Source organism: Streptomyces sp. WMMC500, from assembly GCF_027497195.1.
Classification (GTDB): domain Bacteria; phylum Actinomycetota; class Actinomycetes; order Streptomycetales; family Streptomycetaceae; genus Streptomyces.
Genome location: NZ_CP114905.1, coordinates 3,217,003 through 3,229,319, shown reverse-complemented (window position 1 = coordinate 3,229,319; position 12,317 = coordinate 3,217,003). Strand labels below are relative to the sequence as shown.

11 protein-coding genes are annotated in these 12,317 nt (G+C 73.1%); 4 read left to right on the top strand and 7 right to left on the bottom strand.

Annotated elements, in window-relative coordinates:
- Positions 1 to 203: 203 nt before the first annotated feature.
- Positions 204 to 1,241, bottom strand: coding sequence for an L-glyceraldehyde 3-phosphate reductase (mgrA, locus tag O7599_RS13375; protein ID WP_281622376.1), 1,038 nt, complete (start codon positions 1,239 to 1,241; stop codon positions 204 to 206).
- 117 nt (positions 1,242 to 1,358) lie between these two features.
- Between mgrA and O7599_RS13370 the strand changes: the two genes are divergently transcribed.
- From O7599_RS13370 to O7599_RS13355, 4 genes are all read left to right on the top strand, one after another.
- The gene (locus O7599_RS13370; RefSeq protein ID WP_281622375.1) at positions 1,359 to 2,138 is read left to right on the top strand and encodes an isoprenyl transferase; all 780 of its coding nucleotides are present in this window, start codon (positions 1,359 to 1,361) and stop codon (positions 2,136 to 2,138) included.
- A 310-nt stretch (positions 2,139 to 2,448) separates the two neighbouring features.
- Entirely contained in the window at positions 2,449 to 3,762 is a 1,314-nt protein-coding gene (locus tag O7599_RS13365; protein WP_281622374.1) for a PhoH family protein, read from the top strand.
- 415 nt (positions 3,763 to 4,177) lie between these two features.
- The gene (locus O7599_RS13360; protein ID WP_281622373.1) at positions 4,178 to 4,903 is read left to right on the top strand and encodes a transglycosylase SLT domain-containing protein; all 726 of its coding nucleotides are present in this window, start codon (positions 4,178 to 4,180) and stop codon (positions 4,901 to 4,903) included.
- Positions 4,904 to 5,129: 226 nt separating this feature from the next.
- Positions 5,130 to 6,542: an AI-2E family transporter gene (locus O7599_RS13355; RefSeq protein ID WP_281622372.1), complete on the top strand. Its 1,413-nt coding sequence runs from the start codon at positions 5,130 to 5,132 to the stop codon at positions 6,540 to 6,542.
- Positions 6,543 to 6,615: 73 nt separating this feature from the next.
- Here the strand turns inward: O7599_RS13355 and O7599_RS13350 are convergent, their stop codons facing one another.
- From O7599_RS13350 to O7599_RS13325, 6 genes are all read right to left on the bottom strand, one after another.
- A complete protein-coding gene (locus O7599_RS13350) occupies positions 6,616 to 7,152 on the bottom strand; it encodes a carboxymuconolactone decarboxylase family protein (protein ID WP_281622371.1) in 537 nt (178 codons plus the stop codon).
- Between the two features lie 102 nt (positions 7,153 to 7,254).
- Positions 7,255 to 9,648: an FtsX-like permease family protein gene (locus tag O7599_RS13345; protein WP_281622370.1), complete on the bottom strand. Its 2,394-nt coding sequence runs from the start codon at positions 9,646 to 9,648 to the stop codon at positions 7,255 to 7,257.
- On the bottom strand, positions 9,645 to 10,361 hold the full coding sequence (locus O7599_RS13340; protein ID WP_281622369.1) for an ABC transporter ATP-binding protein: 717 nt from the start codon (positions 10,359 to 10,361) through the stop codon (positions 9,645 to 9,647). The genes O7599_RS13345 and O7599_RS13340 overlap by 4 nt, the downstream gene beginning before the upstream one ends.
- Positions 10,358 to 10,882 (bottom strand): PadR family transcriptional regulator, encoded by a 525-nt coding sequence (locus O7599_RS13335; RefSeq protein ID WP_281622368.1) that lies wholly within the window; start codon positions 10,880 to 10,882, stop codon positions 10,358 to 10,360. The genes O7599_RS13340 and O7599_RS13335 overlap by 4 nt, the downstream gene beginning before the upstream one ends.
- Positions 10,883 to 10,973: 91 nt before the next feature.
- Positions 10,974 to 11,204, bottom strand: coding sequence for a hypothetical protein (locus tag O7599_RS13330; RefSeq protein WP_281622367.1), 231 nt, complete (start codon positions 11,202 to 11,204; stop codon positions 10,974 to 10,976).
- Positions 11,201 to 12,103, bottom strand: coding sequence for an SPFH domain-containing protein (locus O7599_RS13325; RefSeq protein ID WP_281623368.1), 903 nt, complete (start codon positions 12,101 to 12,103; stop codon positions 11,201 to 11,203). Before O7599_RS13325 ends, O7599_RS13330 begins: the two co-directional genes overlap by 4 nt.
- Positions 12,104 to 12,317 lie beyond the last annotated feature (214 nt).

Here is a 12,317-nt window from a genome sequence, read left to right as displayed (position 1 = left end):
AGTGACCTGATCGCAGTGGAGTTCGTATACGCAGTGTCACCGAGCGAGCACATTTCGAGGTGACCCGTCCGTTCCGGTACTGAGCACCCCTCACCCTGGGTTATGGTGGAACTCCCCCCCTCGGGCCGGTCCGTATCCCCCCCACGGACCGGCCCGTTCCCTTTCCGCCGACGGCCCGCCTCCGGCGCCCCCGGCACCGGCTCTCAGCCGCGTCCCGCCCAGATGTTCACGCCGCTCGTCGACGTCGCGAACCCGTCGATCTCCGTCAGCTCCGCCGCCGTCAGCTCCGCCGCGCCCAGCGCCGCGACGTTCGCCTCCAACTGCGCCACGCTCGACGCGCCGATCAGCGCCGACGTCATCCGGGGGTCCCGCAGCACCCAGCCCAGCGCGAGCTGCGCCAGCGACTGCCCGCGCCCGCGCGCGATCTCGTTCAGCCCGCGCAGCCGCCGCACGACCTCGTCCGTCAGCAGCTTCGGGTCCAGCGACTTGTTCTGCGCGGCCCGCGACCCCTCGGGGATGCCGTCCAGGTACTTGTCGGTCAGCATCCCCTGCGCCAGCGGCGCGAAGGCGATGCAGCCCATGCCCTCGGCCTCCAGGGTGTCGAGCAGTTCGTCGTCCTCGGTCCAGCGGTTGATCATCGAGTACGAGGGCTGGTGGATCAGCGGCCGTACGCCCATCTCCCGCAGCAGCCGGGCGGCTTCGCGCGTCTGCTCCGCGGTGTAGGAGGAGACGCCGACGTACAGCGCCTTGCCCTGCTGCACGGCGGACGCCAGCGCGCCCATCGTCTCCTCCAGCGGGGTGTCCGGGTCGTAGCGGTGCGAGTAGAAGATGTCGACGTACTCCACGCCCATGCGGCCCAGCGAGGCGTCCAGCGACGACAGCAGGTACTTGCGCGAGCCCCACTCGCCGTACGGCCCCGGCTGCATCTCGTAGCCCGCCTTGGTCGACAGCACCAGCTCGTCGCGGTACGGGCGGAAGTCGGCGGCGAAGATCCGGCCGAAGTTCTCCTCCGCGGAGCCGGGCGGCGGGCCGTAGTTGTTCGCGAGGTCGAAGTGGGTCACTCCGAGGTCGAACGCGCGCCGCAGGATGGCGCGCTGCGACTCCAGGGAGCGGTCGTCGCCGAAGTTGTGCCAGAGACCGAGGGAGATCTCCGGGAGCTTCAGGCCGCTGCGACCCGTCCGGCGGTAGGTCATGGCGTCGTATCGGGTGTCTGCTGGCAGGTAAGGCAAAAGACTGTTCACAAAACCTGCCTATCACGAACCCGGTGCGCCCCTGTGACAGGACTGTGGCACAACGGGCAGTACTGTGGCGCCTTCCGGGGGGTACTCCGAACGTGCGACGGAAGGGCTGAACGCGGGATGACCTGGCGCGGCATCGTGTATCGCGTGTACGAGAAGCGCCTCGAGCGCCGTCTCGACTCCGCCCGTGTGCCGAAACACATCGGCGTCATCCTGGACGGCAACCGCCGCTGGGCCCGCGCGGCGGGCGGCACCACCGCGCAGGGGCACCAGGCCGGCGCCGAGAAGATCCACGAGCTGATCCGGTGGTGCCGCGAGACCGACGTCGAGGTGCTCACGCTCTGGCTGCTGTCCACCGACAACCTGGACCGGCCGGAGCCCGAGCTGAACCCGCTGCTGGCCATCATCGAGGAGGCCGTCTCCGGCGTCGCCGGGCGCGGCGGCGCCCGCGTGCACCACGTCGGCAACCCCGACCTGCTGCCCATGGAGACCCAGCGGGTACTCAAGGAGGCGGAGGAGGCCACCCTGGACGTGGTCACGGGGCCCCGCAGCGGCGCCGTCCTGGTCAACGTCGCCGTCGCCTACGGCGGCCGGCAGGAGATCGCCGACGCCGTCCGCTCGATGCTCGGCGACGCCGCCGACCAGGGCCGTACGCTCGCCGACGTGGCCGAGACCGTCGAGGTGGAGCACATCGCGCAGCATCTCTACACCCGCGGCCAGCCCGACCCCGACCTGGTGATCCGCACCAGCGGCGAACAACGGCTGTCCGGGTTCATGCTGTGGCAGTCGGCGCACTCCGAGTACTACTTCTGCGAGGTCTTCTGGCCCGCGTTCCGCCGCGTCGACTTCCTGCGCGCCCTGCGCGACTACGCGGCGCGCCACCGCCGTTTCGGCGGCTGAGCCCACTTCCGGCGCACCCCTAGCACGTGTCCACCGCTACGGCCCCTCGGCCACAGGCATTGCATGCCCGGGGGCTTGCGAGGGAATATCCGTGCTAGCAGGCGGTCCACCGCACCGCCCGCCCGGGAGGGCCCTTTGCACCACGTGCCGCATCACGAGGTCCGTGCGCAGCGCACCGTCGCGCGTACGGACCGAGCGGAGGGCCGGCGCCCGGTCCTGCGCGCCCGCGTGGCCGCACGGGGCCCGGCGCCCGGCCCGATCCCCGCGACTCCGTCGCGTGCCGACCTCATCCGAGGGGGTTCGTCCATCCGTGGTGAACAGCAAGAAGCCTGACCGGCGCACCTATGTCCTCGACACGAGCGTCCTGCTGGCCGACCCGAGGGCCATGGCGCGGTTCGACGAACACGAGGTGGTGCTGCCCGTCGTGGTGGTCACCGAACTCGAGGCCAAGCGGCACCACCCGGAGCTGGGCTACTTCGCCCGCCAGGCGCTCCGCCAGCTCGACGAGTACCGGGTCAAGCACGGCCGGCTCGACGCACCGATCCCGCTGGGCGACCTCGGCGGCACCCTGCGCGTGGAGCTGAACCACACCGACATCGGGGTGCTCCCGGCCGGTTTCCGGCTCGGGGACAACGACTCCCGCATCCTGGCCGTCGCGCGCAACCTCCAGGCCGAGGGGCAGGACGTCACCGTCGTCTCCAAGGACCTGCCGCTGCGCATCAAGGCGTCGTCCGTCGGCCTGGCCGCCGAGGAGTACCGCGCGGAGCTGGCCATCACCGACTCGGGCTGGACCGGGATGGCCGAGCTGATGCTCAGCGGCGAGCAGGTCGACGACCTGTTCGCGGCGGAGGTCGTCTCGGTGCCGGAGGCGGACGGACTGCCGGTGCACACCGGGCTCGTGCTGCAGTCCGAGCGCGGCCGGGCGCTCGGCCGGGTCACCCCCGACGGGCGGGTCCGGCTGGTGCGCGGCGACCGGGAGGTCTTCGGCATCCACGGCCGCAGCGCGGAGCAGCGGATCGCCCTGGACCTGCTCGTGGACGAGGAGGTCGGCATCGTCTCGATGGGCGGCCGTGCCGGTACGGGCAAGTCCGCGCTGGCGCTGTGCGCCGGCCTGGAGTCGGTGCTGGAGCGCCGGCAGCACCAGAAGGTGATGGTCTTCCGGCCGCTGTACGCGGTCGGCGGCCAGGAACTCGGCTATCTGCCCGGCACCGAGGCCGAGAAGATGAGCCCGTGGGCGCAGGCGGTCTTCGACACCCTGTCCGCGGTCACCTCGCGCGAGGTGATCGAGGAGGTCATCGCGCGCGGCATGCTCGAAGTGCTGCCGCTGACCCACATCCGGGGCCGCTCGCTGCACGACGCGTTCGTGATCGTCGACGAGGCGCAGTCGCTGGAGCGGAACGTTCTGCTCACGGTGCTCTCGCGGATCGGGACGAACTCGCGCGTCGTACTCACCCATGACGTGGCACAGCGGGACAATCTGCGCGTCGGACGGTATGACGGTGTGGTGGCCGTCGTCGAGAAGCTGAAGGGGCACCCGCTCTTCGCCCACGTGACGCTGAACCGCTCCGAGCGGTCGCCGATCGCCGCGCTGGTGACCGAAATGCTGGAGGACGGCCGGGTATAACGGGATACTGCTCCCCGTGTTCCTTCCCGCACGTGTGAACTGGGCGCAGCAGCGTAGCTGTTGCGCCCAGTGCTCCGCACGTGTTTCCGTCAACCGCGGGGGGCAAACGCGGTGTGAGCTTTCCCACTGGACGGGGAATTGCGTCCGGGTGTCCGTCTCCGGCAGAGTCTGGGACTCGTCAGGCCCTGCGTACGGCCCGGCACCGACCCGGTGCAGCATGACTCAACTGAACAGAGCCGCCGTACGCCGCCCGAGCGCTGTACCGGCCCCCGCGGACGCGGGGGCTGCCGGGCCCGCGCCTCCCGTGACCAGTCGGTCCGCCGCAGTCGGCGGTCCGGAAAAAGGGGAGGCCAGTGTCAGGGGCAGGAACGCGTCCGCGAGGTCACCGAAGCGGGCGACGCTGGAAGGACTTTGTGTGAGCCGGATTTCGGTCCGGGGTTTCGCCGTGGCTTCCGCCACCGCGGTCACCTCTGTCGGCGCTGTCGTCGGCGTGGCCACGGGCGCGGAGAAGGGCGACGACTCGACGGGCAACGTCGAGGCGACCGCCGCCGACGCGACACTCCTCGCCGACGTACCTGCTGGCGCCACGGCCCAGGTGCAGACCGCCTCCCTCACGGAGCAGGCGGACGCCCAGGCCGACGCCGCACACACGGACGCCCGCATCGCGGCCGAGGAGGCGGCGCGCAAGTCCGCCGCCCAGGCCGCGGAGGAGAAGAAGGAGGCCGCCGAGCGCAAGGCGGCCGAGGAGGCGGCGGAGAAGGAGCGGGAGGCCGCTGAGGCCGCCAGCCGTTCCGCGGCCGCGTCGGAGGCTTCCGCCGACGCCGGCGACTTCGCCCCGCAGTCCTCCTACTCCGTCGCCGATGTCCAGGCCATGGCCCGGCAGATGGTGCCGGCCGACCAGTACCAGTGCTTCAGCAACATCGTCGACCACGAGTCGGGCTGGGACTACACCGCCACCAACCCGAGTTCCGGCGCGTACGGGCTGATGCAGGCGCTGCCCGGCGAGAAGATGGCCTCGGCCGGCGCCGACTGGCAGACCAACCCCGCCACGCAGATCGAGTGGGGCCTGAACTACATGAACGACCGCTACGGCAGCCCCTGCGGCGGCTGGGAGTTCTGGCAGGCCAACGGCTGGTACTGAACCCAGGCCACACCGGCGCGCCACCCCGCGCCGCTCGTGCGTGAAACGCCTCCGGCACCGCCGCCGGGGGCGTTTCGCATGTGCGCGGAACCGCCGCTCACGTCCGGCACGTCCTAGATGACCGAAGCAGACCCCGGCCGCGGGTGTGGGCCGTGTACGGTCGTGCGGGTGACGGACGGTACTGCGGCGGGACCGTAGGCGGCGCGAGGGTGGCGTGAGGACTTCTATGTCGAAGATGACGGACTGGCTCGGCGGGGTGGGCGAGCGGGCCAGCCGGATGGCGGAGCGGCGCAGGGCCGCCGCTGCCGCCGCGGAGAAGTCCGCGGCCGGGCAGCCCGCCGTCGAGGACGCCCCCGCGGAGGCGGCGGAGCCGGCCGAACCGGCCGCCGCCGCCCGGCCGCCCGGCCCGCCGCCGCGGCCGGCGCCGGCCAGCGTCGTGCCGTGGGGGGTGCGGGTCGCGGCCGAGGTCGGCTGGCGGCTGCTGGTCCTCGCCGGCCTGATCTACGTGCTGATGCAGATCATCAGCGTCGTCAGCCTCGTCGTCATCGCCTTCGCGGTCGGCCTGCTGGTCACCGCGCTGCTGCAGCCGACGGTCGCGCGGCTGCGCCGCTGGGGCTTCAGCCAGGGGCTCGCCACGGCCACCACGTTCGTCGGCGGCTTCGTCGCGATCGGCCTCATCGGCTGGTTCGTGGTCTGGCAGATCATGGAGAACATCGACGACCTGACCGACCGCATCCAGCAGGGCATCGACGACGCGCAGGAATGGCTCATCGACGGGCCGTTCCACGTGCAGGAAGAACAGATCAACAACATCGGCGACGAGATAAGCGACTGGCTGGGCGAGAACTCCAGCGAGGTCACCTCCGCCGGCCTCGAAGGCGTCTCGTACGTGCTGGAGTTCTTCTCCGGCGCCGCCATCGCCGCGTTCGTCACCATCTTCCTGCTCTACGACGGCGCGCGCATCTGGCGATGGTGCCTGAACTTCATCCCCGCCGACGCGCGCGACGCGGTGGCGGGCGCGGGTCCGAAGGTGTGGGCCACGCTCACCGGGTACGTGCGCGGCACGGTACTGGTGGCCCTCATCGACGCCGTGTTCATCGGCATCGGCATCTTCATCCTCGACGTGCCCATGGCCGTGCCGCTGGCCGTGCTGATCTTCCTCTTCGCGTTCGTGCCGCTCGTCGGTGCGCTGGTCTCCGGCGCGTTGGCGGTGGTCGTGGCGTTCGTGACGAACGGGGTGATCACGGCGCTGCTGGTGCTCGGCGTGGTGCTGCTGGTGCAGCAGATCGAGGGGCACATCCTGCAGCCGTTCATCCTCGGGCGGATGGTGCGGGTGCACCCGCTGGCGGTGGTGCTCTCGGTGGCCATCGGCACGCTGGTCGCGGGCATCCCGGGCGCGGTGGTGGCGGTGCCGCTGATCGCGGTGCTCAACACGGCGGTCGGGTATCTCAAGGCGTACCACCGCGAGCACGTGGAGGATCCCGGACCACCGCCGCACGGGTCGACGGCGCTCGAAGCCTCCCCGGCCGCGCCGGTCGACACCCCCGCGCCGGGCACGGACGCGGAGGCAGCGGGGACGGCCGGGACGGGCAAGGGCGGCGGCGATACGGGGTCCAGGGGCGGCGACGCACCGGGCTGACGCCCGGCCCGTACGGAACGGCCGCACGGAACGCTCGTACGGGAAGCTCCGGCCCGCGGCCGGCGGTCCGCGCTCAGCCGTCGCCGAGCGCGGCCTCCGCGTCGAGGACCGTGCCGGCGGCGTGCACCACCGCGGCGACCTTCAGCGCCTCCTGCACCGTCTCCAGGTCCGCGCCGGTCCGCCGCAGCGCCCGCTCGTGCTCGTCCAGGCACGCCCCGCAGCCGCCCACGGCGGACACGGCGACGCACCACAACTCGTAGTCCGCCTTCGGTACGCCCCGCGCGCCCAGCACGTTCGTCCGCAGCCCGGTGCGCAGGTGGCCGTACGCGGGGTCGGTGAGCAGGTGCCGGGCGCGGAAGAAGACGTTGTTCGACGCCATCGCCGCGGCGGCGGCCCGGGCGCCGTCGTACGCCTCGGGCGTCAGCCGCTCCCGCGCCTCCGGCGCCACCGCGCGCAGCACGGCGGGGGAGCGCACGGCGACGGCGCAGGCGAGCAGGGCGCCCCACAACTGCCGCTCGGGCAGCCGGCCGTCGTCCACGACCGAGGCGAGGTTGCGGCGCAGGTCCCCGGCGTAGCCGGGGAGGGCCGACTTGAGCGCGTCGAGTGCCACGCGCCCGACCCTACAGAACCGCACGCCCCGCGCCCGGCGGCCCGGTACGGGACCGGCCCGGCGCGCCCCCCTACGACGCGCGCCGGGCCGGTCCCGGGCTCTCTACTCGGTGCGCAGCCCGTCCGGGCGCATCAGCCGGATCAGCAGCGGCATGCTCAGCGCCGTGACCCCGGCGACCACCGCCGCGCCCGCCCCCGCCATCGTCAGCACCGACGGCCAGTCGACCGCGACGGGCGTGTCCGTCATGCGCATCAGCACCGTGCCCAGCACCAGCCCGAACGCCGTCGACAGGGCCATGCCGAGCGCCACCGGGATCGCCGTCTGCCAGAGCACGGACAGGCTGAGGGTGGAGCGCCGGGTGCCGAAGGCGACCAGGGACGACAACAGCTTGCGCCGCTCCCGCAGTTGTTCGAGCTGCCCGACGAGCAGGCTGCTGCCGATCAGCACCAGCACGCACGCGGCGCCCACCACGAGTCCGGTGCGGATGCCGGCGAAGTCCTCCGAGACGACCTCGCTGTGCAGCGTGTGGACGGACAGCAGCGGGTCGACGGCCCCGACCTCGTTGCGTACGCGCTCGGCCGCGTCCGGCACGGCCGGGTCGAGCCGCACGTCGACCCAGGCGGTGAAGGCGCCGGAGTCGTGGACGTCGGGGACGGCGGCGGGGGTGGCGAGGAAGCCGTCGTTGAGGTTGCCGTCCGCGTCGCGGAGGGCCTTGGCGGGACGGGTGTCGGGCGGCGGGGTCCAGGGCAGCTCCTCGCCCGGCATGCTGTCGTACGACGGATCGAGGTACAGCGGGTCGCCGCCGGCGACCATGCGTCTGGCGTCGGCCGCGCCGTACGTGTCGGTGAGGCGGAAGACGTCGCCGTCGCGGCAGTCGGGGAGCTCCGCCAGCCTGCGCAGCTCGGCGCACGTGCCGACGGTCAGGGTGGCCGAGTTCCGGGGGTCCGTCCTGCCGGTGCCGGCGACGGTGGAGATCCGGCTGACCGCCTCGCGGACGCCCTCGGTCCCGGCGACCCGGTCGCCCACGCGGAGGTCCTGGCCGGAATCCACGTAGATGCCGATCTGGAAGCGGCCGGGGTCGTGACCCGTCGACTCGCTGTAGTCGTCCTCGACGCCGGTGAAGACCATCTGCAGCGCGATGGCCCCGGCGACGGCGACGGCGATGCCGTTGACCAGCCGGGCGGCGCTGCCGCTGCTGAGCTGGAGCCGGCGGACGGCCAGTTGCCAGGACGTCGGCCCGCGGCCGAGCCGGGCCACCACGGCCTCGACGAGCCAGGGCAGCAGCGCGGTGATGCCGGTCAGCAGCAGCACGGTGCCGCCGATGACCTGCCACTCCGGGAACGAGCCGGCGCTGTCGCCGCGGCCCATCATCGGCGCGAGCAGGGCGAGTCCGACGGCGGGCAGCAGCAGCCGCCACCAGATGCGCCGCCGCGAAGGACGGGCCGACCGGACGACGCCCAGCGGCTCGATGACGACGCCGCGCAGCGCGAGCAGGGTGACGCCGACGGCCGCGGCGGGCACGGCCAGGGCGACCAGCAGGGCGAGCGCCGGCGCGGGGCTCAGGTCGGCGGCGAAGATGCTCATGTCGTAGACCGTCACGCCGCCCGCGAGCTGCCGGCCGAGGGCGAACAGGCCCGCGCCGACCGCGAGCCCGAGCAGGGCGCCGGCGAGCGCCTCGCCGGCGGCGATCCGGCGCACCGCGCGGCCGTCGGCGCCGACGAGGCGGAGCGCGGCGAGCCGGCGGTCGCGGCGCTCGCCGCCGAAGCGTACGGCCGCGGTGAGGAACACCGCGACGGGCATGAGCAGCGCGACGAACACGATCATCGCGAGGAGCAGCAGCACCGGCTCCATGGCCTCGGCTTCCGACTCCTCGCCGAAGGCGGCGACGCGGCTGACGTTGACGTCGGCGGCCGCGATGCGGTCGTTGCCCGCGTAGTACGCCAGCTCGCCGGGGTCGATCAGGCCGGCGTCGGAGATGGTGCCGGCGATGCCGTAGTCCAGGCGCTCGCGCAGCAGGTCCGCGTCGGCGTCGTCCAGCCGGTCGGCGAGCGCGGGGGAGACCACCATCTCGCCGGGCTTCGGGAACGCCTCGACGCCGGGGGGCAGCGGGGCGCCGGCGCCCTCGGGGCGCAGCAGCCGGCCGCGGACCATGATGTCCTCGTACTCGGTGTCCACGTTGCCCACGAGCACGGTGTCGCCCCCGTACTCGGCGTCGGACGCGAGGACTTCGCTGCGGGCGGAGCCGCGCTCGTCGCGGCTGGCCAGGGCGCCCGGGATGGCGGTGGTGAGCAGCAGCAGCGCCACCCCCAGGCCGACACCGACCGCGGTCAGCACGGTACGCACCCAGCCCTCGCGCCCCCCGCGGAGCGCGAAGGCGAGGCCCATGCGCAGGTCGTCGGCCCAGGTGCGGATCGCGCCGCGGCGGTCGGGCGGCGGGCCCGCGGGGCGCGCGGGCCCGGCGCCGGTGGTCTTCCCGGCGTAGGTCACGTCGCTCATCGGCCGGCCGGCTCCAGACTGCGGGTGCGCCCGTCGCGGACGACGACCTCGCGGTCCGCGTACGCCGCGACGCGCGGCTCGTGGGTGACCAGCACGACGGCCGCGCCGCTGTCCTGCGCGGCATCGGTGAGCAGTTCCATGACGCGCTCGCCGTTGAGGGAGTCGAGTGCCCCGGTCGGCTCGTCGGCGAAGACCACCCGCGGCGTCGTCGCCAGCGCGCGGGCGACCGCGACGCGCTGCCCCTGACCGCCGGAGATCTCGCCGGGCCGCTTGTGCGCGACGTCGTCCACCTCCAGGCGCGCCAGCCACGGCCGGGCGGCGCGCTCGGCGTCGCGGCGGCCGAGCCCGGTCAGGCGCAGCGGCAGGGCGACGTTCTCCACGCAGGTCAGCTCCGGTACGAGCTGGCCGAACTGGAAGACGAAGCCGAACTCCCGGCGGCGCAGGGCGCTGCGCTCGGCGTCGGAGAGCGCGGCGAGGTCGCGGCCCGCGTAGGTCACGGTGCCCCCGTCGGCCGGGACGATGCCGGCGAGGCAGTGCAGCAGCGTCGACTTGCCGGAGCCGGAGGGGCCCATGACGGCGACGGTCTCGCCGGCCGCGATGGCGAAGTCGGCGCCGTCGAGCGCGGGGGTGCCGGCGTAGACCTTGCGCAGCGAGGTGGCGGTGAGGATCGGCGCCGGCTCGGCGAGGGGGCCGGTGGGGGGTGTGGTACTCATGCGCGGACCTCCGCGGCGAGTTTGCCGAGGCGCGCGGCGGTGAGCTCCAGCCACCGCAGGTCGGCCTCGAGATGGAACAGGGCGTGGTCGCAGATGAGCTGGTCGGCGAGATCGCCGCCCTTCTTGCGACGGGTCAGCTCGCGCATCAGGCGCAGGTGTTCCGCGCGCTGGACGTCGAGGAGTTCGGCCGCGTCGCGTTCGGTGAGCAGCGCGAGGACGACCTTGGTGTACAGGGTCGACTGGAGGTACGGCTCGGGCTTCTCGGGGGTGGCGAGCCACTCGGCGACGTCGGTGACGCCGGCGTCGGTGATGGCGTAGCGCTTCCGCTCGGGGCCGCCCCCGGGCTCGACGCCGTCGACCTCGACGAGGCCGTTCTTCAGCAGTCGGGACATCGTGGAGTAGACCTGCCCGTAGTGCAGCGGGCGGTCGTGACCGAAGCGCTCGTCGAAGACGCGCTTGAGGTCGTAACCGTGGCGGGGGCCCGACTCCAGGAGCCCGAGGAGGGTGTGGCCGATCGTCATGCGGAGGACTCTACACGGTGTGTATACCTGCCGTGTATAGACGGGGTGTGTAGTAAGTCACGCCTGGTGGGCTGGGTGTCGGGGCCGTGTGCTACTCCGGCTCGCGGGCTGGACGGCCGCGGCGGGGGTGCGGGCGGGCGTCCTTCGGAAGCCGGCCGGCCTCCGTGAGCGCCCGGCGGAGCAGGTAGTCGATCTGCGCGTTGGTGCTGCGCAGTTCGTCCGCCGCCCACCGGGCCAGCGCGTCGTGCACGGCCGGGTCGAGCCGCAGCAGCACCTGTTTGCGCCGGGCCCGGCGGGCGCGGTCGGGGTTCTCGTCGGTCACTGGTAGAGGGAGCCGGTGTTGAGGACGGGCTGGGGGGCGCGGTCGCCGCAGAGGACGACCATGAGGTTGCCGACCATCGCCGCCTTGCGCTCCTCGTCCAGCTCGACGATGTCCTGCCGGGTGAGCCGGGCGAGCGCGTCCTCGACCATGCCCACCGCCCCGTCCACGATCTCCCGGCGCGCGGCGACCACGGCGCCTGCCTGCTGGCGCTGGAGCATCGCGGAGGCGATCTCCGGCGCGTACGCGAGGTGCGTGAAGCGCGACTCGATGATGCGCACCCCGGCGGCCTGGATCCGGGCGGTCAGCTCCTCGGCCAGCTTCTCGGTGATCTCCTCGGCGTCGGCGCGCAGCGACAGCTCGTCGTCCTCGTAGGCGTCGTACGGGTACTCGATGGCGATGTGCCGCACGGCGGTCTCGGTCTGGGTGGCGACGAACTCGGTGAAGTCGTCGACGGCGAAGACCGCCTGCGCGGTGTCCTCGACCTGCCAGACGACGACGGCGGCCAGCTCGATGGGGTTGCCGCGGGCGTCGTTGACCTTGAGGACGGCGGTCTCGTGGTTGCGCACCCGGGTGGAGACCTTGCGGCGGGTGGTGAGCGGGTTGACCCAGCGCAGGCCGTCGTCGCGGATGGTGCCGGTGTAGCGGCCGAAGAGCTGCACGACGCGGGCCTCGCCGGGTTCGACCATGTTCAGGCCGGCCATCGCGACGAGAGAGGCGAGGAAGAGCAGCGCGCCGAAGACGAGGACGGGGACGCCGGCGGCGGGGGTGCCGTCGCCCGCCAGGGCGATGCCGAGGACGAGCAGGCCGGCGCCGACGAGGGCGCCGACGAGGCCGAGGACCAGGGCGAGGGCGCCGCCGATGCTGTTCGCCCGCCGCTCGGCGACGGGCGGGGCGGGCATCTCGGGCGGGGCGCCGGGGTCGGCGGCGGGGCCGGGGGTGGGGCCGGAGGCGGGGTGCTGGTCGTGCGGTCGGTCGGTCATGTGAGGTCCCCGTTCTCGTTCCTGTGTGGTGGTGGCGAGTCTAGCAAAGTGATAGCAGATTTTGGGCAGGGGTTGTCATGCCCTCTTCCGGGAGGCCGTCTCCACCGGCCAGAATGGAGCCGCCTGCGGGAGC

Bases quoted from the DNA above. Each gene is read 5' to 3' on its own strand.
- O7599_RS13340 (WP_281622369.1), bottom strand. From the start codon at position 10,361: ATGAGTACCACACCCCCCACCGGCCCCCTCGCCGAGCCGGCGCCGATC.
- O7599_RS13355 (WP_281622372.1), top strand. From the start codon at position 5,130: ATGTCGAAGATGACGGACTGGCTCGGCGGGGTGGGCGAGCGGGCCAGC.
- O7599_RS13370 (WP_281622375.1), top strand. From the start codon at position 1,359: ATGACCTGGCGCGGCATCGTGTATCGCGTGTACGAGAAGCGCCTCGAG.
- O7599_RS13345 (WP_281622370.1), bottom strand. From the start codon at position 9,648: ATGAGCGACGTGACCTACGCCGGGAAGACCACCGGCGCCGGGCCCGCG.
- O7599_RS13335 (WP_281622368.1), bottom strand. From the start codon at position 10,882: ATGACGATCGGCCACACCCTCCTCGGGCTCCTGGAGTCGGGCCCCCGC.
- O7599_RS13325 (WP_281623368.1), bottom strand. From the start codon at position 12,103: ATGCCCGCCCCGCCCGTCGCCGAGCGGCGGGCGAACAGCATCGGCGGC.